We start from the raw sequence: 25,124 nt of genomic DNA on the forward strand, positions 1-25,124 counted from the left end.
AAGTAGGTGCAAAGATAGATATTATAGCTGATATAGGTGTTATTATAGAATATAGAGATGGATTTGATAAATATACTACTGGACAGATTCAGCTTTCTTATTGTTTTTATTCAAAAGTCAGAGGGAAGCTTAGAGAAAGCTCCTTTACTCAACAGTAGTTATCTATGGGCTTTGAGTTGAAATGCTTTCCTATTAATGAAGCTTTAGAGATTGTTGAGAATGATAACCCTGAGAATAATTTAGGTCAATTTATACATCAGAGGGATTTAGCTTTTATTAAGAAAGCAAAAGAGATAATCGGTTTTTAGTGTGTTAATCTCTAAGATAGGCTGACTTATAGAAGGTAGATATTGAAAATTATTTTAGTTTATAATAAGTTTACACTAGATATAAGGAGGAGATGATCAGATGGAGGAAGATAATCAAAGCTTAAAAGAACAAATTATAGTTAAGGTCAAAAATAAGATAAAAATTGGCTATATATCATTATTTATAGTTGGTATTTTTTATTGTCTTAATAATATATTTAAATTTATTAGTCCCAAATTTGATGGAGTAAGAGAACTATTCATTATCTTATTATTGATATTTATAGCTGCTTTGATTTTAGATGCTTATAAGTTAATAATTGAAATATTAGAATTTGTGAGTACTAAAGAAGATTCTAAATAAGGTGACTATTTGAATTCTATATTAGATTAGAAGGGTGATAGAAATGGATGATTTTATAGTACCAGCAAAACACTTTAAATTTAAAGCTAAGAAGTTATCAGAAAAGCTTGAAGGTAGTATGTCAGATTCTTCAGTTGCCTATATTGAACCTCATGGTGGAGGGCCTAAGCCTAGTCATACCCATGAACATGATCATTTTTTTATTGTGGTTAAAGGTTGTGCTACTATAGAGATTGGAGAAGAAAAGTTAAAGGTAGAAGAGGATCAATCAGTTTTAGTACCAGGAAGTGAAGTACATTCTGTTTGGAATGAGTCTGATGAATTATTAAAGATGATTGGAATAACAATTCAAGCTTAATAAATTATAAATAATATATGGAAGGGGTTTAAAAGATGAAATTAACTGTTCTGATTGATAATAATACTTTAACGGATAGATATTTTATTGGTGAACCAGGTATTTCTTTTTTTATTGAAAGCGAAGGAATTAAATTATTATTTGATACAGGATATTCTGACGCTTTTATTCAGAATGCAAGTAAAATGAACTTAGATTTATTAGATATTAATTACATAGTACTATCTCATGGTCACCTTGACCATAGCTGGGGTTTAGAGCCTCTTAGTCGGAGATATATGGAGGCTGAAATCGAAGGTCAAATTAACAAAATTCCTAAGTTAATAGGCCATCCACTTATATTTGAAGCAAAAAGTATAGCTGGAACTCCTATAGGAATGAATTTATCCCAGGAGTTTCTTGAAGATATATTTACTTTGAAGCTAAGTAAAGATCCTATCTGGTTAACAGAGAAGTTAGTGTTTTTAGGTGAGATTCCACGTAAGTTCAAATTTGAAGCTCAAGATCCTATTGGAGTTAGAAAGTCAAGTAACTTAGAAGTTGAAGATTATCTTTTAGATGATTCAGCTTTAGCATTTATTTCAGCAGATGGTTTGGTAATTATTACTGGATGTTCTCATTCAGGTATTTGTAATATAATTGAGTATGCTAAAGAAATTACCAAAGTCAATGAAGTAAGTGAAATTATCGGAGGCTTTCATCTTTTAGACCCTGAGGCTAAGAAAATGGAAGAGACTAAAGATTATCTAGCCAAGTTAGACTTAACTGCATTATATCCTTGTCATTGTACTGATCTTAAAAGTAAATTTGAATTAGCTAAAATAGTGGAAATTAAGGAGGTAGGAGTTGGACTTCACTTAGAATTTAATTAAAATATTTTGAGGTGGGTTTACTTTTATCATTTAAGTCACTTATAATCTAGTCACTTATGAATATATCTTGTTAAAAAATAAGCTTAAAAGATAAAAAATTCAAAATAAAAATAGACTAAAATCTAAAAATATAAAATTAGATCTTAGTCTATTTATCTTTTTTGATTAAAAACGAATCCCTGAGGTAAACATAAATCCTTCTATGGAAAGGGGGATTAAATCTATACCAAAATGCTTATATTCAAATCCAATAGTTGGCATTATAGCAGGAAATGTCTTTAACTTATTTATAAAGCCATTATATTTTCCATCTTCATCATCATAACCATGGGCAATACCTGCAGTAATCTTCCAGCGTATCTTCAGATCTCCTTTTTTATAAAGCTGATATGTCTTACCAGTATAAATATACCAAGAAGGCTGATAAAATGAATTTTCAAAGGATGCAAAACCATAAAATTTAGAATTAGATAAATGATATTCAAGACTAACTAAATTTGGATCATTATTATAAAAGTCATTACTTCCCCAGTGTTGTGTTATGATATCAGTCTGTAGATAAAAATGGCCATATTCTGTTGGATCAGTTTCTTTTGCAAAAGTGCTTGTGGTTATAAAAGAGATTATCAAAAAAAGTAAAACTGCTTTTAATCGCATTATCTATCTACTCCTTATATATTTTTATGCCAAATAATTTCTCATATTTCTCGAGTATATGAATAACTAACTAATTTACAAATTGAAATAGTTATGAGTAATTATCTAACTATTTCTATATTCTATACAAATAACTCGTTTCCTTTAAAGTGATAATTATATGCAAGTTTGGAGTAAATCAATTTCTTAAAATAATAATTATTTTGGCATTTTATAATATTTTTAGATTAATTAGATTGATTTCTATGTTAATATAAAAAATAGTATAAAAAGAAGGATAATTATTATTTAGAGAGGAATATTATATTTGTATAAAAATAGGAGGGGTTAGATGATAAGTAATAAGAGAAAACTATTAATTATTGGAGTTATTTTAGTATTATCACTTAGTTTGGCAGGCTGCTCTAGCAGTACTGATGATTTAGATAATAATGCAGGAGATGATAGCCAAGTTTGGAATTCTTATGAGCATTCTAGTTTTGCTGTTACATATGCACCAAGTTGGATGCCTTATGAGTTTGAAGATGTTGTTAGCGAAATTAGTGATTCAATTGAAAGTAGTGAGCAATTTGCTGATATAAAGGATCAATTTGATAAACTTGAAGAGGAATATAATATTAAATTTAATGAAAATACAAGTGTAATTGAAGAGATAATCTATTCAGCTGGAGAGCTGTACCATGAGGTTTATGACTTGAATCGAAAGTTTGCTAATTCTAATCTTGAGGATATATTTACTGAAGAGGATCTTAATAGACTAAGGGAAGATTATAATCTGACTGATAAAGAAATTAAACTTATTGTTAGTGAAATGCTTCATTCTCTTTGGTTAGACTTAGGTAAATTAAAGGCTTATACGGAAGCTCTTGAAAAAGATTTGGATGAAAGTGCTTTAATACTTCCTAAAAAATTAGATCTTGAATTTCCAGCTGCTGGTGAAGAATTGCAGGAAGATGAATTGATAAAGAATGAGTTTTCATTTCAGGCTTTCAGATATACTAAAGATGATTTGATTGATCTTGGCTTCGATATGCCCCAAAATAAGGAACAATTCTATCAAGCAATACAATTATATGCAGAACAAGAATATCCAAATAGTGAACATAGTAAGTTTGATATGAATGAGAATGATTATTCGGCTTATAAGATAACAGCAGAAGTTAATGGTAGAAAGGTTACTAATATAGCTATTTATAAAGATGGCAAAGCTGGTTGGGTCTATTATCAAGGAACTATTCAGGGATATGATAATAATTCTGAGATAGCAGATAAGATGGCAAAGTCATTTAAATTTAAATAAAGTTTACAAGGCAACCTGTTGAGGTTGTCTTTTACTTTATGAATTATTTAGTACTATGTATAGATTATTAAAAAATAAAATTACTTTTTAATATTATTAAATTTTCAAATTAATAGAATAAATCACACAGGAAATTTAGCATTTAATATCTATTTTTAAAGGAATTATTTAGTATTGTGGATAATTAATTAACTAGTTGTGAATTATAAAATATATTAATATTGAAGAAATCATAGTTGTAATTAAAAATTCGTTGATAGCACTTATTTAAATTCATATATTCAAAAGGAGATAAAAACTATGAAATTTGACTTAAATAAATTTCTGATTTCATGCTCATTTGTCTTAGACTTTATTGAGATAGACATTCTAGATAATATAACGAATCATTGTAAAAAAGTGGGTTATATCTCATTGAAAATAGGAGATAGTTTTCATTTGTCTGAAAAGGAAAAGTTCAACTTACTTGTTTTCGCTATCTTACATGATATTGGTGGAGTTGAAAATAAGAAAAAAGTTAGTAAAGGTGAGTTAGAACAGGCAAAAGAACATTGTATTATTGGAGAGAGAAGTATAAGAAATTTCCCTTTCTTTTTTGATCAATATAAAAATATTATTTTATATCACCATGAAAATCATGATGGTAGTGGTTTCTTTCAAAAAGAAAAAGATGAGATTCCTCTTTTTTCTCAAATTATCTCAATAGCAGATTATTGTGAATTAATCTATAGTTCAGATAAGAGCAGAGAAGAAATAATACTAGAGATAAAAAAAGAGCAGGGTAAAAAGTTTTCAGAAGACATGGTCAAGAAATTTATAGAAATTAGTCAACAGGAAAGCTTTTGGCTAAATTTAAAAGATGAGTTTATTTTAAGTGCAGTAGAAGCTGAAAGTCCAAAATTTAATCTTGATTACTCTTATCAACAGCTTAATGAAGTTACAACTCTATTTTCTGATATAATAGATTCTAAATCTCATTTTACTAAACGACATTCAGCAGGATTGAGTAAAAAAGCGGAGATAATGGCTGAATTTTATAACTTTAGTCCAGAAAAGAAGTATAAATTTATAATTGCTGCTAATCTTCATGACTTAGGAAAGTTAGCAATTTCCAATTCTATTCTAGATAAACCTGGGAAATTAACTAAAGAAGAGTTTGGCAAAATGAAAGCTCATACTTTTTATACTAGGAAAGTACTTGAAAGAATAGATGGATTTGATGAGATTACAGAATGGGCTGCTAATCACCATGAAAAGCTTGAGGGATCTGGTTATCCATATGCTTTTGATAAAGATGATTTAGACTTTCCTTCACAAATTATGATGGCCCTTGATATTTATCAGGCACTTAGAGAAGATAGACCTTATAGAAGTACAATGAGTCATGCAAAAGCCATGGGAATCTTAAATACCATGGTGTCAGCAGGTAAATTAAATTCAAAGATTGTTAGTGATATTGCTAAAGTTTTTAAGTCATGATTCAGTTTTTATGATTAATTATAAATATAATCTACTCTAAAGTCAGAATAGTTTATATTGGAGTACAGAAGTTTTTTGGCTTCTGTATTTTTTCTTATTAAATATAATTTTCTTTTTAAGGCTTCATTGTAAAATCAAATTGAACAAAATAAAAATAGCCATAGGGCACCAAACTGTAATATAATTAAATCACCACAAAATAACCAGTTACAGGAGGGTGCACACTATGACTTACTTAAATGATACACCAAAATCCCGAAAAAATAAACACCTAAATGCTTATGAACGTGGTCAAATTGCATTATTACATTCCGAAGGAATGAATCCAAATGCTATTGCAAAACGTTTAGGTAGAGCTTCTAATACCATTAGAAACGAACTAAAACGTGGTACAGTTTCTCAAATTAAAGCTAATAAAAAGATTATGGTCTATTACCCTGACACTGGTCAAAGAGTTTATGAATCTAATCGCAAGAATTGTGGTCCTAAATTTAAACTTTTGCAATGTGAAGAGTTCATTGATTATGTTATAGAACAGTTCTACGAAAAAGGACATTCTCTTGATGCTATATGTGGTGCAGCAAAACTTCATAATAAATTTCCAAAGCCAGAGATGGTATCTACTAAAACGCTTTATAACTACGTCAACGCTGGATTATTGACAATTAAAAACATTGATTTACCTTTGAAGCTTAAGCGTTCTTCAAAAAGAAAGCACACTAAAAATAATAAAAAGAAGCTTGGTACAAGTATAGATCAACGCCCTGAAAGTATTAATAATCGTAGTGAGTTTGGTCACTGGGAAATTGACACTATGATAGGCAAAAAGACTAAAAATGAATCAGTTTTTACTTACTATGACAGAACGTATGACTCGTAAAGAAATTATTCGTAAAATCCCTGCCAAGACTGCTCAAGCAGTTCAAGATGCTATTTTAAAGCTCGTTAATGAAGCAGGAGATTGTTTTCCAAAAGTATTTAAAAGCTTCACTTGTGATAATGGCTCTGAGTTTGCTCAAATGTCATTTTTAGAGCAAATTAGTGATACTAAAGTATACTTTGCACATCCATATTCATCATGGGAAAGAGGAACTAATGAGCGTCATAATGGTCTTATAAGACGCTTTATCCCTAAAGGTAATAGTCTAAACCAATTCTCTATTGAATCTATTGCTAGAGTCCAAAACTGGTGCAATACTTTACCAAGAAAAATCTTAGATTACCTAACCCCTGATGAAATATTTGAAGATAAATTAAAAAAAATTCTTTATGACTAAATAACCAAATTATTACAGTTTGAAAATGTTCAATTTATTATTGCAATTTAAGTTTTCTTTTTAAGATAGATCTCCAACCCTAAAGTGAAACTTTATGAGTATAAAGAGACACTTTTAGGTGCTAGGTGATAGGTAATAGGAGTTAGTAAGATCTTTCTATGTCCTAGCTCCTAACGCCTAACTCCGAAACTGTCGCTTTATCATTCTATAGAGACAGATTTAGATTTTATTCTAAAGTTGGATAATTGTATTTAAGCAGAGATATGAAATCTCAGAAGCTAGGAGGAATAGAAAATGAATTGAAAGGAAAATTTTTTATTTAAAACTTTTGCTTTTTATATTATCTTATTTTTGCTAATACAGATAAGTTTAAAGCTGAATTTGAAGTATATGACTGGAAGAGTAACCTTTATAATAGCAGTTGTTTGGATGGTTCTTACTATTCCAGGTTATATTTTGTCTAAGAAGATCAGATATATAAGTTATCTATATCCAATAATAAATGCAGTAATTGCAGGTATGACAATAGCTTCATATTATATTATTCAATCTATAGAAGCAGATATCCTTGATTGCCATATTTTTGGATTTATCTTATTTATGGTTTTCAATTATGGAATTATCATTATTACTAGTAAGAGAAAGCAGATAAGTTTAATCAATATAATATTGAGTATAATAGGGGGCTTAGCAGCTATATATCTATGGACAGTAATTAGTGTTAGCTTAGGAAGTCATCTATTATTTTTGATTATAATTTATCTTTGTTTTTTTATCGCTTTATATCTCAATAAGCAAAAGGATTCTAATTATTTAACTATAGTCAATTTTGCTTCAGTGATCATGTTTGGAGGAGTATTTTTGCTTGTTCTGATTCTTATCACAGAAGGAGAGGGGATAGAAATTCTCGATATGAGCTGGTGGAAGGATAGAAAAAAGACTAGATAGATTATAGGAGGAAGTATAATGGAAATAATAACTTATATAGAAAAGATAAAAAATGCTTATCTAGAAACTTTTACAGCAAAGCTTGAAAGACCATGGGGAATTCTATTTTATAATACAGATAATCCTACTTATTATGATGCTAACCATGCTTATATTAGAAGAGTCCCAGCCGATACAGATAAGGTGGTAGATGAAGTAATAGAGTTTTATAAAAGTAAAGAAATAATTCCTAGATTCTATATCTATAATCTAGAAAAGCAGAGTTATCTAGAAGAAGTTTTAGAGAAAAGAGGATTTAGCTTTGAAGAATTCCTAGATCCTATTCAGCTTTGGAATTCTAAGGTGATAGAAGTTGAAAATAGAGGTTTGATTAGAATTGAAGAGGTCAGCAAAGAAAATTTTTATGATGCTTTAGAGGTGCAAAGTAAGATCAAAGAGTTTGGTGGTAGAGAGATTAGAGAACAGGCTTTTCAGGCAGAATTCAATCATCCACATCATAGTAGCTTTTTATTGAGTTATAAGGATAAGCCTTGCTCCATTGCCTCTGTTTTCCGTTATCAAGAAGAAGCAATCTTAGAAAATCTAGCTACATTAGAAGAGTTTAGAGGTCAAGGGTTAATTGGAGAATTGATTTATTATCTGCAAAGAAAGATGTATGAACAGAAGGTAAAGAAATTATGGGTTTTCCCAATTAGTAAAAGGGCTGAAGCAGTTTATAAAAAGTATAATTTTAAAACCATTACTAAGCTAAGAACAGGGCATGCCTTTTTAAGAGGAAAGGGTTTGAAAAAAATACAAGAAGACTAAAAAAGAGAAGATTATAATCTTCTCTTAAATACTTACTTTTTAATAAATTTGTGTTAAAAATTGCTTTGTTCTTTCATTTTTCGGATTAGTAAATATTACTTCAGGTTTTGCTATTTCTATGATTTCTCCTTGATCCATAAAAATAACTTTGTCAGCGACTTCACGAGCAAATCCCATTTCATGAGTTACAATTAACATTGTCATACCTTCTTGGGCTAATTCTTTAAGTACTTTTAAGACTTCACCTACTAATTCTGGATCTAAAGCTGAGGTAGGCTCATCTACTAATAATAATTTAGGATTAGTGGCTAATGCTCTAGCAATTCCAACCCTTTGTTGTTGACCACCTGATAATGCAGCTGGATAAGTATCTCTTTTATCTGCTAAGCCTACTTTAGTTAGTAATTTTTCACCGATTTTAATAGCTTCTTCTTTGTTAACATTCTGGATTACTATTAATGCTTCAGTAATATTTTCTAATGCAGTTTTATTACGAAATAAGTTATAACTTTGAAATATCATTCCTGTATCTTGTCTTAGTTGATAGATATTATCTTTTTTTTTCTTTTTAAGTTTACTTCTAAATTATCAAGCGTTAAGAAGCCATCATCAGCTTCTTCTAAGATATTAATTGATCGCAAAAAGGTTGATTTTCCAGAACCACTAGGCCCTATAATTACTATTACTTCTCCCTCTGCTACCGAAAGATCTATATCTTTAAGAACTTTCAAATTTCCAAAAGATTTTGTTAAGTTTTTAATTTTTAACATGATTTATAGATCCCACCTTATTGATAAGCTTTTTCTAAATTTCTTTCTAGAAAAGCTTGTAATTTATAGATAAGCAAAAATAAGATTAAATAGACAATGGCTGCAGTAATATACATCTCTAAATAACTGCCATGTAAAGCAGCTAGTTTTTTAGTTTTTGCCATTATCTCTTCGATACTAATTACAAAAACTAGAGAAGTATTTTTAATTAAATTAATAAAAGTATTTCCTGTAGCAGGTAAGGCTACTAAAGCAGCTTGGGGAAGTATAATCCGATACATTGCCTGCCAATAGGTCATTCCTACTGACAAAGCAGCTTCTAATTGACCTTTATCAATAGATTTTATTGCTCCTCTAAATACTTCTGATAGATAAGCTCCTACATTGACTCCTAATGCCAGATAAGCTGAATTATAGGCACTAAACTCTATACCAATTCTAGGTAAACCAAAATAAACAATATAAATTTGTACTAAGAGTGGTGTCCCTCTGATAACAAAGACATATAATTCTGAAACTTTATCTAAGACAGCTAACTTATAAAGTCTAAATAAAGCAGTTACTAACCCTAATAGTAATCCAATAAGCATTGCTATTAGGGCAATTTTTAGTGTGATTAGTCCAAAGGGTAGTAGAAGTGGTAATTTTTCTAATATCATTTTAAAATTTATCATATTTATCCCCTCATTAATGGCTGACATCTACTCCAAACCATTTAAGTGATATCTCTTTTAGAGTTCCATCGCTTTTCATTTCTGCTAAAGCATTATTTATCTTATTTAGTAATTGCTTATTTCCTTTTCTTAAGGTAATTCCATTAACGACCTTCTTTACTACCTTACCAGTAACCTTTAAATCTAATCCAGTTTTTTTAATATTAATTCCTGCTGCAAGCTTATCATTTAAAGCTGCATCAATTCTACCTATATCTAAATCATTTAAGGTATCCAATAAGACTTCATAAGTTTTGACTTCGATTTTGTTATTTTGGTCAAATTCTTTAATGATTTGCTCATAATTACTACCTAATCCTACTCCTACTTTTTTACCTTTTAAATCTTTTAAACTTCTAATCTTATTATTATTTGATTTCACAATTAATTGTGCTCCTGAGTAAACATAAGGCTCGCTAAAGTCATACTTTTCTTGTCTTTCAGGAGTGATTGCTACCTGATTAACAATTATGTCAAATTTTTTAGCTTCTAAAGCACCAAACATTCCAGACCATTTAGTAGGTATAAATTTAATCTTATATCCTATTCTGTTAGCAATTTCCCGAGCAACCTCTACATCATATCCTGTTAATTTACCGTCTTCAGTTTCAAAATTAAAAGGTGGATAAGTACCTTCTACTCCTACTTGTAATGTCTTTTTGTCATTGGCTTGATTACTAGTACAACCGATAATCAAGCTCATTATTATCATTAATGAAAATATTACAATTGATTGTTTTTTCAATTTAACCCCTCCAATTACTTAAATTCCTAGTTGTTTTCTTGGTTTTATTATAATTGATTATACCTTTGCTGTCAAGCACTAATATTAAAAGCTAGAAGTTGAAAATTAAATACTAAGATTTAGTCAAATATAGCTTGAAAAATTATTATAAATTAAAATATAAGAAGACTTGTTTGTAAGATTAGATTGATATGGTATTATTTACAGCAGTAAGTTAAGTTATAAAAAGTTAAAAGTTAGTATAAATTAATAAGTAGATAATTATTAAGGAGGCAGTTAATTATGACAAATATAAAAGTTGATCCTTTCCCAATCAAAGGGGGAGATAAGGTTAAGATTGAATATGATGGTATGCTTGCTCAAAATGGGGCAGATCAGATCTATTTACATGCAGAGATGGTGAATCATCAAGATATGAAGGATATAAGAGATATTAGAATGTATGAAAAACAAGGAATTTGGACAACTGAAGTAGATATTCCCCAAGAATATGAGGAATTTAATTTATCCTTTAAAGATTCTGCTAATAATTTAGATAATAATTATGGTGATAATTGGACATATACAATAGTTCATAGTTAAGGAATAGCTTAGTTTTATAGTTGTAGTTTCTCCTCCATAGAATGGAGGATTTTTATTTGTCTAATAAATATTATGATTGAATAAGAGTAAATAGATATCTATTTTTCACACTACTTACTAAATTTATAATTTTTTTAATTTTAAAGTTACAAAGAAATTAGCTATTTATATAAAATTTTATTATAGTCAAGAATTATTTAACCTTAATAAGTATTGATCTTAAAGCAAAGTTAAGAAGGGCTAATTTTAAATAATATTTGTGCAAAAATTATTATGAAAATTATTGATTATGAAGGGATATAAAGTTTTTTATAGAAATAGTTAGTAAATAAATTCAAAAACTATAAAAATAATGGGTAGTGATAATATGAATTTCTTTGTAGCTAGGCAACCTATATTTGATTGTGATCAGAATGTATGTGCTTATGAATTGTTATATAGGAATAGCTTGGATAATTATTATAAAAGTGTAGATGGAGATCAAGCAACTTCTGAAGTTATTAATAGCTTTTTTCTAATGGGAATGGATGCTATAATTGATGGTAGCAAAGCCTTTATAAATTTTACTTCTAATTTATTAAAGGATGAAGTACCTACTATTTTTGATAAAGATACAATTGTAATAGAAATCTTAGAAGATGTAGAGCCTGATAAGAAGATAATAGAAGTTTGTAAGAAGATGAAAGAAGAAGGTTATACTATAGCCTTAGATGATTTTGTATTTTCACCTAAATATTTGCCTTTATTAGAGATAGCAGATATTATTAAGGTTGATTTTTTAATTAGTCCAGTTGATGAGAGAAAAAGGTTGGTTAAAATAGCTCAGAGAAGAGGAATAAAATTATTAGCTGAAAAGGTTGAGACAAGAGAAGAATTTGAAGAGGCTGTTGAAATGGGTTATTCTTATTTTCAGGGTTATTTCTTTAGTAAACCTGTGGTTTTGACAGGGACTGATTTGCCAACTTATGCAACAAATTATTTTGAGATTTTAGAAGAGTTAAATCAAGATGAACCTGATTTAGATAATATTTCAGCTATCTTAGAAAGAGATTTATCTTTATCATATAAGTTATTAAAATTAATCAATTCAGCAGCATTCTATTTAAGAGAAGAGATAACCTCTATTAAAAATGCTTTAGCTTTATTAGGAATTAATGAATTTAAGAAATGGATTAGTCTAATAGTACTAAAGAAAGCTTCCAAAGGTAAACCTCAAGAAATTATGAAGATATCAACAATTAGAGCCAAATTTGCTGAACTAATAGCTTGTAAATTAGGATTTGAAGATAATAAATCTCAGTTTTTTATGGTAGGCATGTTTTCAATGATTGATGTATTAATGAACCGAAAACTAGATGATATTCTCAATGAATTACCAATAGCTAATAAAATTAAGTGGGCTTTACTTGGTAGTAAAGGAATTTTAAAAGATGTATATGATATTGTCTTAGATTATGAAAGAGGGGAATGGAATAAGGTCTCCCAACAGATAGAAAAATTTGATTTAAAGGAAGAAGATCTTTCTCAATTATTTATTAATGCAGTTGAATGGTCTAATGAGGTCTTAAAGCAGGGGGCATAAGCTAAACAAAAAGAGAAGTGGAATTAAATTCCACTTCTCTTTTTGTTTAGCTTTGTTATTTATCTATAGTTAACTTATTATTACTATACTGCCATATCTTCAGAACTTGTGATTGAACTGTCTGCTGATTTATTAGCAAAGATATACCAATAAGCAAAGCCTATAATTAATCCTCCACCAATTATATTACCAATAGTTACAGGTAATAGATTGTGTAAGAAGAAATTTGACCAAGTTAATTCCTGTAATTCTGTTGTATTAATTTGAGCTGCTTTTAAATATAATGGGTTCTTACTTGCAATAATTCCTGCAGGTATATAGTACATATTAGCAATACTATGTTGAAAGCCTGCTATAATAAAAGCAAAGATAGGAAAGAAGCAAGCCCATACTTTACTAACAATATCTTTACTACTATATGCAGCAAGTGCAGCAGCACATACAATAATATTACACAAGATTCCTAAAATAATAGCTTCTCCAAAGCCAGCTTCTAGCTTATGTAAAGCTAAGTGAATGTGATAGGCTCCTAAAGCACCTTTTCCAGCATCAAATTGTCCCCCTGCAATTGTCATAATGGCAACAAGAACAGTTCCAATAAAGTTACCACCATAAACTAGAACTAGATTTTTTATCATCTCAAGTCCTGTAATTCTTTTTTCTAAGACACTCATACTCAACAAGCAGTTACTTGTAAATAAATCTGCTCCTACAATTAGAATTAGCATCAGTCCTACTGGAAAAATAGCACCAGTTATTACTTTTGCTATTCCAGGATTTGTGATAGTATAAGCTGCTGTATTACTTGATAAAGCTCCCATGGCAATGAAGATACCAGCTATAATAGCTGATAATAGGACGATAGTATTATTACGTTTTGTTTTTTTTACTCCTGCTTCAATAGTATAACTTATAGTTTCTTCTGGTTTTAAAAATCTCTTATGCATTATTTTCCTCCTAAAATTAAACTTGTTAAAATATTCACGAATAAAATCATAACACATTTATTATAACAATTCAACGATTTTATTAGTTTAATGAATAGTGTGAAAATTTAGATTATCTTTCTTAATAAATTATAAAAGGGATAATTATTTATAGAACAAATTTTTTAGAAGTTTTAACTTAAGATAAGTGCTTTAAAGCTTGATAAAAGATATAAGCTATAGTATAATACTAGCAAAAGAACCAATGTTCACAAAAGAATAATTGTACAGATTAGAATCTTATTAGCTAGTAGAAATGCTTAATAAATTTATTTTGATATAAAGGGATAAGCTAAGTTTATAATAATCTAAGGAAAATATATATTTAAATCTAGGAGGTAATAATTATGGGAATCAAATTAACGGTAATTGGTGGGAGTGGTTTATACACCCCTTTATTATTTGATGCAATCATTAATTATAAGGAGAAGATTGATTTTGATGAGATCTGTCTAAATGGTAGAACTGAAAGTAAGTTAGAAAAGGTAGCCAAATTAAGTCAAAATTTAATTGATAAGTCAGATTATGATTTTAAGCTTACATATACAACAGACCGTAAAGAAGCCTTAATAGAAGCAGATATTGTACTTAATCAGATTAGAGTAGGAGGTATGAAGGCTAGAGCTAATGATGAAGAGTTTCCACTAAAATATGATATTATTGGAGAAGAGACAGTAGGTCCTGGTGGTTTTGCTAATGCGTTACGTACTGTTCCAGTAGCTTTGGACTTAGCTTCTGAAATGGAAAAATTCTGTCCAGAGGCTCTATTAATGAACTTAACTAATCCAGCTAGTATTGTACAACAAGCAATTGAAGAAGAGACTAATATTAATGTAGTTAGTATTTGTGACTTACCAATGGGAGTTCTTAATAAGATTGCTAAGCTTTTAAAGGTGGAAGTAAATGAGATTAAATATAATTATTTTGGTTTAAATCATTTAGGTTGGTATACAGGAATTTATGTTAGGGGTGAGGATAGAACTGAAGATGTTCTAGATAAAATAGAAGAATTAGAATTAGGTATTGATGTAGAGTGGATTAGAAGTCTAGGTATTATTCCATTACCCTATTTAAAGTATTACTATCATCATAATAGAGAAGTTGAAAAAGCACAAAATAAAGATCAACTTAGAGCCCAAGAATTAATCCAAACTAGTGAAGAAATTGCAAAATCTTTAGAAGATAATCCAGAATCTATCCCAGAATTGATTTATCAGAGAGGAGCTATTTGGTATTCTGATATGATTGTCCCTATGATTGCGGCAATCGATAATGATAAAAATGAAGAATTCATCTTGAATATAGCCAATAATGGACTAATACCTGGAATAGATGATGAAGTAATAGTAGAGGTATCTACTATTGTTAATGCTAATTCTATTAGGGCTTTAGAAGTAATAGAGGTCCCAGTTAATGTTAAAAGTATTTTGCAGCAAGAAGCTAACTATCGTAATTTAGCAACTAAAGCTGCTATAACCCAAAATAAAGATGATATTATTCAAGCTTTAGTCTCTAATCCTCAAGTAGATAATTATGATCTTGCTTATCAAATTTGGGATAATGATTTAAAATAAAGCAGGGAAATTTTATCTTTTATTCAATTATAAAAGAGAGAATTTAATATTAAAAGGAGTGATAAAATGGCTAAGATTTTAATTTCTCCTGGGAAGTATGTTCAGGGAAAAGGTGTGTTAAAAGAGTTGAATGAGCATGTGGATCCTCTTGGTAATAAGGTATTAGCAATCTGTGATTCAGTGGTGTTAGATCTATTTGAAGAAGAGGTTAAAGAAGGATTAGCTAATAAGGAATTATTGTTGGAGAATTTTAATGGGGAATGTTCTAAGCAAGAGATTGAGAGATTGAAAGAGTTAGCCCAGTCAGAAGAGGTTGAAGTTATAATTGGTATTGGTGGAGGAAAGACTTTGGATACTGCTAAAGCAGTAGCTTATTATTCTCAATTACCAGTTGGAATTGTGCCAACTATTGCTGCAACTGATGCTCCTTGTAGTGCTTTAGCTGTAATTTATAGTGAAGAGGGTGTCTTTGAAGAATATCTATTCTTACCTACTAATCCAGATTTAGTATTAGTGGATACAGAGATAGTTGCTCAAGCGCCAGCTAGATTTTTAGTCGCTGGTATGGGCGATGCTTTAGCAACCTATTTTGAAGCTGATGCCTGTGCTTTAACTAAAGCATCTAATATGCCAGGTGGTACTCAGACCTTAACAGCATTAAATTTAGCTGAATTATGCTATAATACTTTAATGAAATATGGAGTAGCTGCTAAAAAAGCAGTAGAAGCAGGAGTGGTAACTGAAGCTTTAGAGAAGATTGTTGAGGCAAATACTCTATTAAGTGGTTTAGGATTTGAAAGTGGTGGATTGGCAGCTGCTCATGCTATTCATAATGGATTTACAGTATTAGAAGAGACCCATGCTAAGACTCATGGTGAGAAGGTGGCTTATTCTACCTTAGTGCAATTAGTTTTAGAGGATAGAGATCCTGAATTAATTCAAGATGTTATCAGATTCTGTCAAGAAGTAGGTTTGCCGACAACCCTATCTGATTTAGGAATTGAAGAGTTAGATGAAGATGAAATTTTTAAGGTTGCAGAAGCTAGTTGTGCTGAAGGTGAGACAATTCATAATATGCCTTTTAAAGTTGAAGCAGAAATGGTTAAAGATGCAATTTTAGCAGTAGATAGATTAGGAAGATAATGTTTTAAAGGGGTTGGACTTAATGGTCCAATCCCTTTTTACTTGAGGGTTATAATTGAGATCTAGAATTAGCTTAAATAAGATTAACAATCTAAATTGTTAAGATTAAGTTAAAATACATATGGAAATAGAGGATAAGAATAAAATTTTAAAGAATTATAGTTATACAGTCATCCAAGCTTAAAGTGAAACTTAATGGGTATAAAGAGACATTTTTAGGTGATAGGAGTTAGGTTATAGGGGATAGTAAGGTCTTCCTACCTCCCATTTCCTAACGCCTAACTCCGAAACTGTCGCTTTATCTATCTATAATTATAAAGGGAGGGAATATGAAGAATAAGAAAGAGGTCTATTCATGGGTCTTATATGATTTTGCTAATTCAGCCTTTGCTACTACTATTTTGGCGGTGGTATTACCTATATTTTATAAAGATATAGCAGCTAAAGGATTGTCTAATAATTTGGCTATATCCTATTGGGGTTATACCCAAGCTGCTGCTATGTTATTTATAGCTATTCTTTCTCCATTGTTGGGGGCAATTGCAGATTATTCTAGTTCTAAAAAGAAATTTCTAAGGTTTTTTGCTTACTTAGGTATGTTTGGGACAGCTCTATTATTTTTAATTAAAGAGGGAGATTATCTTTGGGCTTCTTTCTTTTTTATTTTAGGAAGTATAGGATTTTCAGGTGGAAATGTATTTTATGATTCCTTCTTAGCTACGATTACTTCAAAGAATAAGATTGACTATGTTTCATCTTTAGGTTACTCTGCAGGTTATCTTGGAGGAGGATTATTATTAGCAATTAACTTATTAATGATTTCTAAACCAACTTTATTTGGAATTAGCAATACTTTATTAGCTACTAGATTAACTTTTATTAGTGTAGCAATTTGGTGGTTTTTATTTTCGATTCCTATCTTCAATAATCTTAAAGAAGATAGAGGGCATAATATTTCTATTAAGTTTAGTAAATGTATTAAGGCAGGATTTATAAGAGTAATTAGAACTTTTAAAAATATTAGAAAATATCCACAGTTGTTCAAGTTTTTGATTGCTTTTTGGATTTATAATGATGGTATAGGAACAATAATTAGAATGGCTACTATCTATGGGCGGGGAATTGGCATTGCTCAAACAAGTCTAATAGCTGCTTTATTATTAACTCAGTTAATTGGTATCCCCTGTGCTTTGATCTTTGGAAAGATAGGTGAGAAATTTGGGGCTAAGTTTGGAATAATGATAGCTTTAATTGTTTATTTATTAATTACTATTAAGGGATATTTTATTTCTACTGCTTTAGATTTTTGGATCTTGGCTGGGATGGTAGGGTTAGTACAAGGTGGAGTACAAGCATTAAGTCGTTCTTTATATGGGAGTATGGTTCCTGAGAATAAAGCAGCAGAGTTCTATGGATTTTTTGGAGTTTCTAGTAAATTTGCTGCTATTACTGGTCCCTTTATCTTTGCTTTAGTTGGACAATTAACTGCTTCTAATAGATTAGGAATTATCTCTATAGCTCTCTTTTTTATTATCGGTATTCTGATCTTAAGTAGAGTAGATGTAGAGCAAGGAAGAAGAGAAGCTATTTAATAAGCTCCCCTTCAAAATTTATTTCTTCAAAGGCTACTTTTAATTCTGAGTTATTCAACTCATCTTGAAGGTAGTCTTTTGTTATTTTTATTAATCTTATTCCTTCATCTACTCCAGCTAATAATAATTCTTTAAAGTGTAAATAATCTTCTTCTGTTAAGATATTATGGTTTATCTTAGTAGGATAGCTTAAAGTTTTAAGGTTAATTGGACTAATAGGGTTGAAGCTTTTGAAGGCTATTTTTTTGATCTTATAAGGACTATAAAAGATGTTTAGCACTTTCTTTAAATCCCTGTAAGAATCATTGATTACTTTGTTTTTTGTACTGTGATTATGACTTCTATCTAAGATATGGATATAATAATCGATAAGTATAGCTGGTAAGTTTTTTCCTAAGTTAATCCTTGACGTCGGGGAGAGATTATAAGCTTTTTTATTCCAGATATCTTTAACCAAATAAGTATCTAGGTTTATCTCTAATAGCTTATGTTGCTTAGAATTCTTCTGTTTAGCAAAGACAAAGGGATGGGTCATCTTATCTACAGTATAATGAGCTAAGAAACCAGCAAAATAGCTGAGCAAGAAGGAAAAATCCTTATGAGTTCTATTGTTTTTTAAGTAATTAATACTTTCAATAAAGAGTGATTTAATATTTTTTTGATGAAGTTTAGTAGCAATTTCAGGGCCTCTCTTTTCTTTAATCCAAGGCCAGAAATCATTATAAAAGAATAGATCAGGTCCTTGACAACCTAAATTAAATATTTTTTTATTATCTTGAATTATTCTTTTCAAAGTATGATCTTCTAGTTGCTTTAGGATTAACTCTCCTCCAATAATATGGCTCCAGAAATCAGGCATAATCTTCTCTCCTTTTAAAGTTTGTCTTTACTATGATTCTGGATAACTATATATTTTCCTTTTAAATTATATTTAAAGTTACTTAGCCCACTATATTCACCAAAAACTGATTATTTCTATATCTTAGTTATATAGTTGCTTTTGAAAGTAATTTCTAGCTAAGAACAATAGAATAATATGATTTTTGTTAGTTGCTTTTTCTTATTAATATGTTATCATTATGGTCAACAATTTATTATTGGAGGGAATTATTTAAAAAGAATGCTAAAATTAAAAAGATACTTAAAAGAATTTGGTAATTTTTCTAGTAATGGAAGGAGTTTTTTGGGATATATTATACTTAATTTTATCAGTCTAGGCGCTATACAGGTAATTTTAGGATTATATATTTTAGAGTTAGGGTTTGCTGAAGATTTCTTTGGGTTAGTAGCAGGAACTAGAATGTTGGCCACAGGATTACTAGCTATTCCTGCCGGAATATTAATTGATAGAGTTGGGGCAAAGAAGTTATTGCTAGTATCAGCTCTTTTAGCTGGAGTATCTGTGATTATCCAAGGACTAACTGTTAATAAGTTTGTAATTTTGATCTCTAGTTTTATTTATGGTAGTGCTTTTGCTATTTTATTTGTAATGATTGGACCTTTTTTATCTAATAATAGTACTGATCAAGAAAGAGAAGAGTTATTTAGCGTAAATTTTCTGTCAATGACCACAGCTAAAATAGTGGGGAGCTTATTAGTTGGATTTTTGCCAGCCCTTTTTGTAAAAGTATTGATGGTGGGTGAAGTCTCTAAATTATTATCTTATAAATTTATATTGCTGACATTAGGTATATTATCCCTTATGTCTATAATACCAATTAGCTATATTAAAGAAATAGATTCAATAAAAATTAATAGTCAAGATAAAGGTTTTGGGGTTATAGCAGGAATGAAGGAGGAAATAATAGGGAAATTAAGTTTATATCAATTTCTAATCGGGGCAGGAGGAGGTCTAATAGTTCCCTTCTTTAGTATCTTTTTGGTTAATAAGTTAGGTGCTTCTGCTGGACAAGCAGGAGTGATTATGTTTTTATACCAAATGATACGTGCAATTGCTCTTTTACTTACTCCTTTATTGATCAAAAAATTGGGCAAAGTAAGATCAGTTGGTGTTGTACAAGCTACATCTTTGCCTTTTCTGCTGGCAATTGTCTTAGTTCCTAATTTTGCTATTGCTAGCGTTGCTTTATTATTAAGAGGGGCTTTGATGAGTATTTCCTTGCCTATAACCTCTGATTTTGCTATGGAGATTACTTCTACATCTCAGCATACTGTAACTAGTAGTTTAATGAGAACAAGCAAGAGTATTGCAAAAAGTAGTAGCTCGGTAGTAGCGGGTTGGTTAGTTAGTAATTATGGATATTCATTGACTTATTTCTTAACCTTCTTTATTTATCTGGGGGGAACAGTTTTATTTGTTAAGTCTTTTTTGAATGTTGAGAGTCAGAAATTAAAATATAGTACTTAAATAAAAGGGCATATGCCCTTTTATTTTTATATCCGTGTCTTTAGCTAGTTAAATCATAAAATTCCAATTATTGTAATATGAATTTAATAGGAAGGAGATTTTATTAAAGGAAGTTTAGAAATATTTATAGAATTTAAAGTTAGGGAGGGATATTATGTCAATAATAAAAAAATGGAATGGTTTAGAATTACACACTAAAATTTTAATTGGTTTGATCTTAGGTATTATAGTCGGGGTTATTTTTGGACCAAAGACAGTTGTTATTGAACCCATTGGTCAATTATTTATTAGACTTATTCGGATGGTGATTATTCCTTTAGTCTTTTCATCATTGATTGTAGGAGCTGCTAGTGTAGGAGATCCAAAAAGTTTAGGGAGAATCGGTAGTAAGACCATTGCTTTTTATTTATGTACAACTGCTTTTGCAGTAATTATTGGGTTGGTATTGGGAAATGTTATTCAACCAGGAATGGGCTTAAGTTTAGATGTGGGAAATGTAAGTATGGAAGCTAAGGAAGCACCTCCGTTAAGTCAGACATTAATTAATATTGTTCCTAAAAATCCAATTGTAGCATTACAGCAAGGAAATATGTTACAGATTATCGTATTTGCATTATTTATCGGGGTTAGTATTTCTTTGATTGGTAAGAAAGGTGAACCGGTATTAAATTTCTTTGATTCTTTTGCCGAGATTATGTATAAGTTAACAGCACTTGTAATGGAATTTGCACCTTTTGGTATTTTGGCATTAATTGCTTCAGTAGTTGGCTCTTTTGGCTTAAGTGTGTTATTACCTTTATTGAAGGTCATTATTGCTGTGTATTTAGGATGTTTAATTCATTGGCTGATAACTTATGGAGGGGCAATTAAATTCTTTTCTAGATTGAGTTTAGTTAAATTCTTTAAAGGAATTGCTAGTGCACAGATCTTTGCTTTTAGTACTTGTAGTAGTTCAGGAACTCTACCTGTAACTACAAAGTGCTGTCGAGATAATTTAGGTGTCTCTGATAAGATTAGTAGTTTTGTATTACCTTTGGGTGCTACTATCAATATGGATGGAACAGCACTTTATCAAGGAGTTTGTGCTTTGTTTGTAGCACAAGTATATGGAATAGACCTTAATATAGCTCAACAATTCACAGTTGTATTAACAGCTACTTTGGCATCTATTGGTACTGCTGGAGTACCTTCAGCTGGATTAATTATGCTTACTTTAACTTTAAAAAGTGTAGGTTTACCATTAGAAGGTGTTGCTTTAATAGCAGGTATAGACCGTATTTTGGATATGGCTAGAACGGTAACTAACATAACTGGAGATAGTGCAGCTACAGTTATTGTAGCCTCTTCTGAAGGAGAAATTGATTTAGATGTTGCTAATGCAGAGACTGTTAGTGCTTAAAGAGAATAGTTAAAAGTCCTTTTCAAATGAAAAGGACTTTTTTTTATAGTAATAACTCTATTGCTAGCACACTTCCAATACCTCCACTGATAACTACTAATAGATCTACTTTTAGCCATGCTAATAGAAGAGAGATCAGTCCACCTGTAATAGCCGAGCTAATGCTATTAGTAGAGTATAAAATACCAGGAAATATTAAAGCACTTAAGGCAGCTACAGGTATGAATTCAAGAGTTCTTTTCAAAAAAGGAGGCATATTTATATTCTGTAAAATTACAATAGGGAGCATTCTTGGTAGGTAAGTTACAATTGCCATTGCAATTATTAGTAACCATAGTTTATTCATTCTTCTCACCATCCTTTGGAAATAGTATAGCACCAGCTATTGAGGCCATAATTGTTGTGATAATAATGGTCCAACCAGTAGATAAACTACTAAAGATTGAAATCCAATTCAAGCTTGAATTGATAATAATAGCTATAATTGAAACAATTAAAAAAGGGTGAGATTTTCTGAGATTGGGAATCAATAGGCCAATAAACATTACATACAAAGCAATCCCCATGCTTGATTGTACTATTTGCGGTAGTCCTGATCCTAAAAATACTCCAATAGCTGTTCCTCCAACCCAGGCAGAATAAGCAATCAGGTTTAATCCTAATACAAAAGGAAATTCTAATTTATTCTCTTCTTGCAAAGAAAGCATAGAAAAGGTCTCATCAGTTATTCCAAATGATAATATAGCTAACTTATCTTTAGTCATATTCTGATCAATACTTGGTGTTAGGGCAGCACTCATTAAAAAATGTCTCAGATTGACAATAAAGGTAGTCATAATAATCTCCCAATAACCTGTACCAAGGGCTAGCAGATTAACTGCTATAAACTGACTTGCTCCGGCGAAGACCATTAATGACATGCTAATACTAATATGATTAGGAATACCATTAGCCTTAGCTAAAAGTCCAAAGGCGATTGCTATAGGAACATAACCGATAGCAATAGGGATTCCAGTTTTAATTCCTGATAGCAGATTAGATTCTTTTTGTATGGTTCTTTCTTCTATATTGCAGAAATTATTGTTATTTCTTTTCATCTATATTGACACTTCCTTTCTTTGCTAATATAATATATTATATAGTAATATGTTATAACGCACAAGCCTTGAATTTAGATAAGGAGGAATTTATGGATAATATAAATATTAATATTGCTAAAAAGCTTAATCAAATTAGAAAAAATAGAGGTTTTACTTTAAGTAAATTAGAGGAACTCACAGGTGTTAGCAAATCAATGTTAGGACAGATTGAAAGAGGTGAATCTAATCCAACAGTTAAGACATTGTGGAAGATTGCTAATGGATTAAATGTATCATTTTCTACCTTTATTGATGAAGATAACTCTAAAGTATCAGTAATTTCTACCGAAGAGATTAATCCTTTGCTAGAAGAAAGAGGAGAATTTAGGGTTTATCCTATCTTTCCCTTTGATCACAAAAAGCGATTTGAAATTCATGCTATAGAAATAGAAGCTGGATGTAGTTATGAGGCTGAAGCCCATTTTACAGGGGTAGAAGAGCATTTAATAGTTTCTAGAGGGATTTTAGAGATATTAATAGAGGGAGATACCTATAGAGTTAATGAGGGAAATACTATCCGTTTTGTTGCTGATAAAGCTCATGTTTATAGAAATGATACAGATTTTTTACTTAAGGCTCATGCAATTTTGTATTATCCTGTATTTAGATAAGGTGAATAAAGATCGATTTTATAGTAAAATAGGTATTTAAGTCTAAAGTTGGATTAAAGATAGATATTATGATATTTTTTTCAGTTGACGGTTGATAATTAAGTTCAAAACCTCACACCTCACACCTCACTCTAACTCCTCTGGTTTTATCAACCCGTCGTACAGGAGCGGTCTCTCCTAATCTTAGGAGAAGGGGATATGGGATGGGTGTGAGAAAGTGCTCTAATATACCCCCATATATTACTATTAACTGTTAAAGATAATCTGTCAATACAGATAATTGAATAATTGAGTATAGAAAATTAAAATAAAGGTGGCAATAATAATGAAAAATTTATTTGCAGATAGGATCAATGATATTCCAAAATCTTTTATTAGGGAGATATTAAAGGTGGTAGATGATCCCGAAATAATTTCCTTTGCTGGTGGATTGCCAAATCCAGATTTCTTTCCAGTAGAAGAGATTAAGAAGGCAACTATTAAGGTATTAGAAGAGGATGGGAGTAATGTTTTACAGTATAGTACTACAGAAGGATATCTTCCTTTGAGAAAGTATATTGCTGATAGATATTTTAAAAGACAGGGTCTTAAAATCGATCCTGAAGAGATATTAATTACTAATGGATCACAGCAGGGTCTTGATTTAATAGCAAAGACCTTTTTAAATGAAGGTGATGGAGTTATTATAGAAGAGCCAGGATATTTAGGAGCAATTCAGTCATTTTCATTTTATGGGCCTGAATTTTTCTCAATCCCATTATTAGAAGATGGAATTGATATTGAAATTTTAAAGGATGCGGTGATAGAAAATGATTGTAAGTTATTTTATGGTGTTCCAAACTTTCAGAACCCTTCTGGTATAACTTATAGTAATGAGAGAAGAAAGGAAGTGGCTCAGCTTTTAGAAGAAAGTAATACTATCTTTGTAGAAGATGACCCTTATGGTGAATTGAGGTTTATCGGTGAAGATGTACCTTCAATGAAAAATCATCTTGGAGATAATACTATTTTATTGGGATCTTTCTCTAAAATAGTTGCTCCAGGGTTTAGGTTAGGATGGGTTTGTATGAATAAAGATAAGATCGATAAGGTTATTGTAGCAAAGCAGGCTTCAGATTTGCATAGTAATTATTTTGCTCAAAGAGTAATCTACCAATATTTGATTGATAATGATATTGATCAACATATAAGTAGGATTAAAGAGGTCTATGGACGTCAAAGAGGGAAGATGCTTAATAGTATTAAGAAATATTTTCCTTCAGAAATAAGCTTTACTGAGCCAGAAGGTGGAATGTTTCTATGGGTTAGCTTGCCTGATAAAATATCTTCTTTAGAATTATTTGATATGGCAATTAAGGAGAAGGTTGCTTTCGTTCCAGGTAGTCCTTTTTATGTTAATGGAGGAGGAAAGAATAGTTTAAGATTAAACTATTCAAATGTGGATGAAGCTAAGATTGAAGTAGGAATTAAGGCTTTGGCCAAGGTCATTAAAAGAGTAATTAATCGATAATTAAAGTTCGCGAAGGGTTATTTTTTAACCTGAAGGGTGC

At 30.3% G+C, this 25,124-nt stretch carries 24 protein-coding genes and 2 pseudogenes; 18 read left to right on the forward strand and 8 right to left on the reverse strand.

Going from position 1 to position 25,124, the window contains the following annotated elements; translation table 11 throughout:
* Nucleotides 1-176 precede the first annotated feature (176 nt).
* The 4 genes from OREMA_RS19320 to OREMA_RS0106155 all read left to right on the forward strand — a co-directional run bounded on the left by OREMA_RS19320 (nt 177) and on the right by OREMA_RS0106155 (nt 1,902).
* A complete protein-coding gene (locus OREMA_RS19320) occupies nt 177-308 on the forward strand; it encodes a hypothetical protein (protein WP_276324734.1) in 132 nt (43 codons plus the stop codon).
* Nucleotides 309-408: 100 nt separating this feature from the next.
* Nucleotides 409-672, forward strand: a complete 264-nt coding sequence (locus OREMA_RS0106145; RefSeq protein WP_018248396.1) for a hypothetical protein — start codon at nt 409-411, stop codon at nt 670-672.
* 43 nt (nt 673-715) lie between these two features.
* Complete coding sequence (locus OREMA_RS0106150) at nt 716-1,030, forward strand: cupin domain-containing protein (RefSeq protein WP_018248397.1); 315 nt, start codon at nt 716-718, stop codon at nt 1,028-1,030.
* Nucleotides 1,031-1,065: 35 nt separating this feature from the next.
* A complete protein-coding gene (locus tag OREMA_RS0106155; protein ID WP_018248398.1) occupies nt 1,066-1,902 on the forward strand; it encodes an MBL fold metallo-hydrolase in 837 nt (278 codons plus the stop codon).
* 165 nt (nt 1,903-2,067) lie between these two features.
* Here the strand turns inward: OREMA_RS0106155 and OREMA_RS17265 are convergent, their stop codons facing one another.
* Entirely contained in the window at nt 2,068-2,559 is a 492-nt protein-coding gene (locus tag OREMA_RS17265) for a hypothetical protein (RefSeq protein ID WP_018248399.1), read from the reverse strand.
* Between the two features lie 331 nt (nt 2,560-2,890).
* Here OREMA_RS17265 and OREMA_RS0106165 point away from each other — a divergent pair, with 331 nt between their 5' ends.
* The 5 genes and pseudogenes from OREMA_RS0106165 (at nt 2,891) to OREMA_RS0106185 (ending at nt 8,370) form a co-directional block, all read left to right on the forward strand.
* Nucleotides 2,891-3,859: a hypothetical protein gene (locus tag OREMA_RS0106165; protein WP_018248400.1), complete on the forward strand. Its 969-nt coding sequence runs from the start codon at nt 2,891-2,893 to the stop codon at nt 3,857-3,859.
* A 300-nt stretch (nt 3,860-4,159) separates the two neighbouring features.
* The gene (locus OREMA_RS0106170) at nt 4,160-5,338 is read left to right on the forward strand and encodes an HD-GYP domain-containing protein (protein WP_018248401.1); all 1,179 of its coding nucleotides are present in this window, start codon (nt 4,160-4,162) and stop codon (nt 5,336-5,338) included.
* 226 nt (nt 5,339-5,564) lie between these two features.
* Nucleotides 5,565-6,615: pseudogene (locus OREMA_RS17270) on the forward strand (IS30 family transposase).
* Nucleotides 6,616-7,005: 390 nt separating this feature from the next.
* Nucleotides 7,006-7,563 carry a hypothetical protein gene (locus OREMA_RS0106180; RefSeq protein ID WP_018248403.1) on the forward strand — a complete coding sequence of 186 codons (558 nt, stop codon included), beginning with the start codon at nt 7,006-7,008 and terminating at the stop codon, nt 7,561-7,563.
* Between the two features lie 18 nt (nt 7,564-7,581).
* Nucleotides 7,582-8,370 carry a GNAT family N-acetyltransferase gene (locus OREMA_RS0106185; RefSeq protein ID WP_018248404.1) on the forward strand — a complete coding sequence of 263 codons (789 nt, stop codon included), beginning with the start codon at nt 7,582-7,584 and terminating at the stop codon, nt 8,368-8,370.
* A gap of 39 nt (nt 8,371-8,409) precedes the next feature.
* Here OREMA_RS0106185 and OREMA_RS17275 read toward each other — a convergent pair.
* The 3 genes and pseudogenes from OREMA_RS17275 to OREMA_RS0106205 form a co-directional block, all read right to left on the reverse strand.
* Nucleotides 8,410-9,140, reverse strand: a pseudogene (locus OREMA_RS17275) (amino acid ABC transporter ATP-binding protein).
* A gap of 17 nt (nt 9,141-9,157) precedes the next feature.
* The gene (locus OREMA_RS0106200) at nt 9,158-9,814 is read right to left on the reverse strand and encodes an amino acid ABC transporter permease (protein ID WP_018248407.1); all 657 of its coding nucleotides are present in this window, start codon (nt 9,812-9,814) and stop codon (nt 9,158-9,160) included.
* Between the two features lie 13 nt (nt 9,815-9,827).
* Entirely contained in the window at nt 9,828-10,598 is a 771-nt protein-coding gene (locus tag OREMA_RS0106205; protein ID WP_018248408.1) for a transporter substrate-binding domain-containing protein, read from the reverse strand.
* A gap of 282 nt (nt 10,599-10,880) precedes the next feature.
* Here OREMA_RS0106205 and OREMA_RS0106210 point away from each other — a divergent pair, with 282 nt between their 5' ends.
* On the forward strand, nt 10,881-11,180 hold the full coding sequence (locus OREMA_RS0106210; RefSeq protein ID WP_018248409.1) for a carbohydrate-binding protein: 300 nt from the start codon (nt 10,881-10,883) through the stop codon (nt 11,178-11,180).
* A 367-nt stretch (nt 11,181-11,547) separates the two neighbouring features.
* Nucleotides 11,548-12,762 (forward strand): EAL and HDOD domain-containing protein, encoded by a 1,215-nt coding sequence (locus OREMA_RS0106215; RefSeq protein WP_018248410.1) that lies wholly within the window; start codon nt 11,548-11,550, stop codon nt 12,760-12,762.
* Between the two features lie 83 nt (nt 12,763-12,845).
* Here the strand turns inward: OREMA_RS0106215 and OREMA_RS17280 are convergent, their stop codons facing one another.
* Nucleotides 12,846-13,709, reverse strand: coding sequence for a formate/nitrite transporter family protein (locus OREMA_RS17280; protein ID WP_018248411.1), 864 nt, complete (start codon nt 13,707-13,709; stop codon nt 12,846-12,848).
* 386 nt (nt 13,710-14,095) lie between these two features.
* On the opposite strand from OREMA_RS17280, the gene OREMA_RS0106225 reads away from it, so the two are divergent.
* From OREMA_RS0106225 to OREMA_RS0106235, 3 genes are all read left to right on the forward strand, one after another.
* Nucleotides 14,096-15,322 carry a family 4 glycosyl hydrolase gene (locus OREMA_RS0106225; RefSeq protein ID WP_018248412.1) on the forward strand — a complete coding sequence of 409 codons (1,227 nt, stop codon included), beginning with the start codon at nt 14,096-14,098 and terminating at the stop codon, nt 15,320-15,322.
* A 66-nt stretch (nt 15,323-15,388) separates the two neighbouring features.
* Nucleotides 15,389-16,465, forward strand: a complete 1,077-nt coding sequence (locus tag OREMA_RS0106230) for a glycerol dehydrogenase (protein ID WP_018248413.1) — start codon at nt 15,389-15,391, stop codon at nt 16,463-16,465.
* A 329-nt stretch (nt 16,466-16,794) separates the two neighbouring features.
* Nucleotides 16,795-18,057: an MFS transporter gene (locus OREMA_RS0106235; protein WP_018248414.1), complete on the forward strand. Its 1,263-nt coding sequence runs from the start codon at nt 16,795-16,797 to the stop codon at nt 18,055-18,057.
* Here the strand turns inward: OREMA_RS0106235 and OREMA_RS0106240 are convergent.
* Complete coding sequence (locus OREMA_RS0106240; protein ID WP_018248415.1) at nt 18,050-18,916, reverse strand: zinc dependent phospholipase C family protein; 867 nt, start codon at nt 18,914-18,916, stop codon at nt 18,050-18,052. The two genes, OREMA_RS0106235 and OREMA_RS0106240, sit on opposite strands and share 8 nt — an antisense overlap.
* Nucleotides 18,917-19,240: 324 nt before the next feature.
* On the opposite strand from OREMA_RS0106240, the gene OREMA_RS0106245 reads away from it, so the two are divergent.
* Both OREMA_RS0106245 and OREMA_RS0106250 read left to right on the forward strand, forming a co-directional pair.
* A complete protein-coding gene (locus OREMA_RS0106245) occupies nt 19,241-20,425 on the forward strand; it encodes an MFS transporter (protein ID WP_169331531.1) in 1,185 nt (394 codons plus the stop codon).
* Nucleotides 20,426-20,579: 154 nt separating this feature from the next.
* A complete protein-coding gene (locus OREMA_RS0106250) occupies nt 20,580-21,824 on the forward strand; it encodes a dicarboxylate/amino acid:cation symporter (protein WP_018248417.1) in 1,245 nt (414 codons plus the stop codon).
* A 43-nt stretch (nt 21,825-21,867) separates the two neighbouring features.
* On the opposite strand, the gene OREMA_RS0106255 is transcribed toward OREMA_RS0106250, so the two are convergent.
* Together OREMA_RS0106255 and OREMA_RS0106260 are read right to left on the reverse strand one after the other, a co-directional pair.
* Nucleotides 21,868-22,170, reverse strand: coding sequence for an AzlD domain-containing protein (locus OREMA_RS0106255; protein ID WP_018248418.1), 303 nt, complete (start codon nt 22,168-22,170; stop codon nt 21,868-21,870).
* A complete protein-coding gene (locus OREMA_RS0106260; protein WP_018248419.1) occupies nt 22,163-22,921 on the reverse strand; it encodes an AzlC family ABC transporter permease in 759 nt (252 codons plus the stop codon). Before OREMA_RS0106260 ends, OREMA_RS0106255 begins: the two co-directional genes overlap by 8 nt.
* Nucleotides 22,922-23,013: 92 nt before the next feature.
* Between OREMA_RS0106260 and OREMA_RS0106265 the strand changes: the two genes are divergently transcribed.
* Entirely contained in the window at nt 23,014-23,574 is a 561-nt protein-coding gene (locus OREMA_RS0106265; protein WP_018248420.1) for a helix-turn-helix domain-containing protein, read from the forward strand.
* Nucleotides 23,575-23,899: 325 nt separating this feature from the next.
* Complete coding sequence (locus OREMA_RS0106270; protein ID WP_018248421.1) at nt 23,900-25,084, forward strand: aminotransferase-like domain-containing protein; 1,185 nt, start codon at nt 23,900-23,902, stop codon at nt 25,082-25,084.
* Nucleotides 25,085-25,124 lie beyond the last annotated feature (40 nt).

The organism is Orenia marismortui DSM 5156 (assembly GCF_000379025.1).
Taxonomy (GTDB): domain Bacteria; phylum Bacillota; class Halanaerobiia; order Halobacteroidales; family Halobacteroidaceae; genus Orenia; species Orenia marismortui.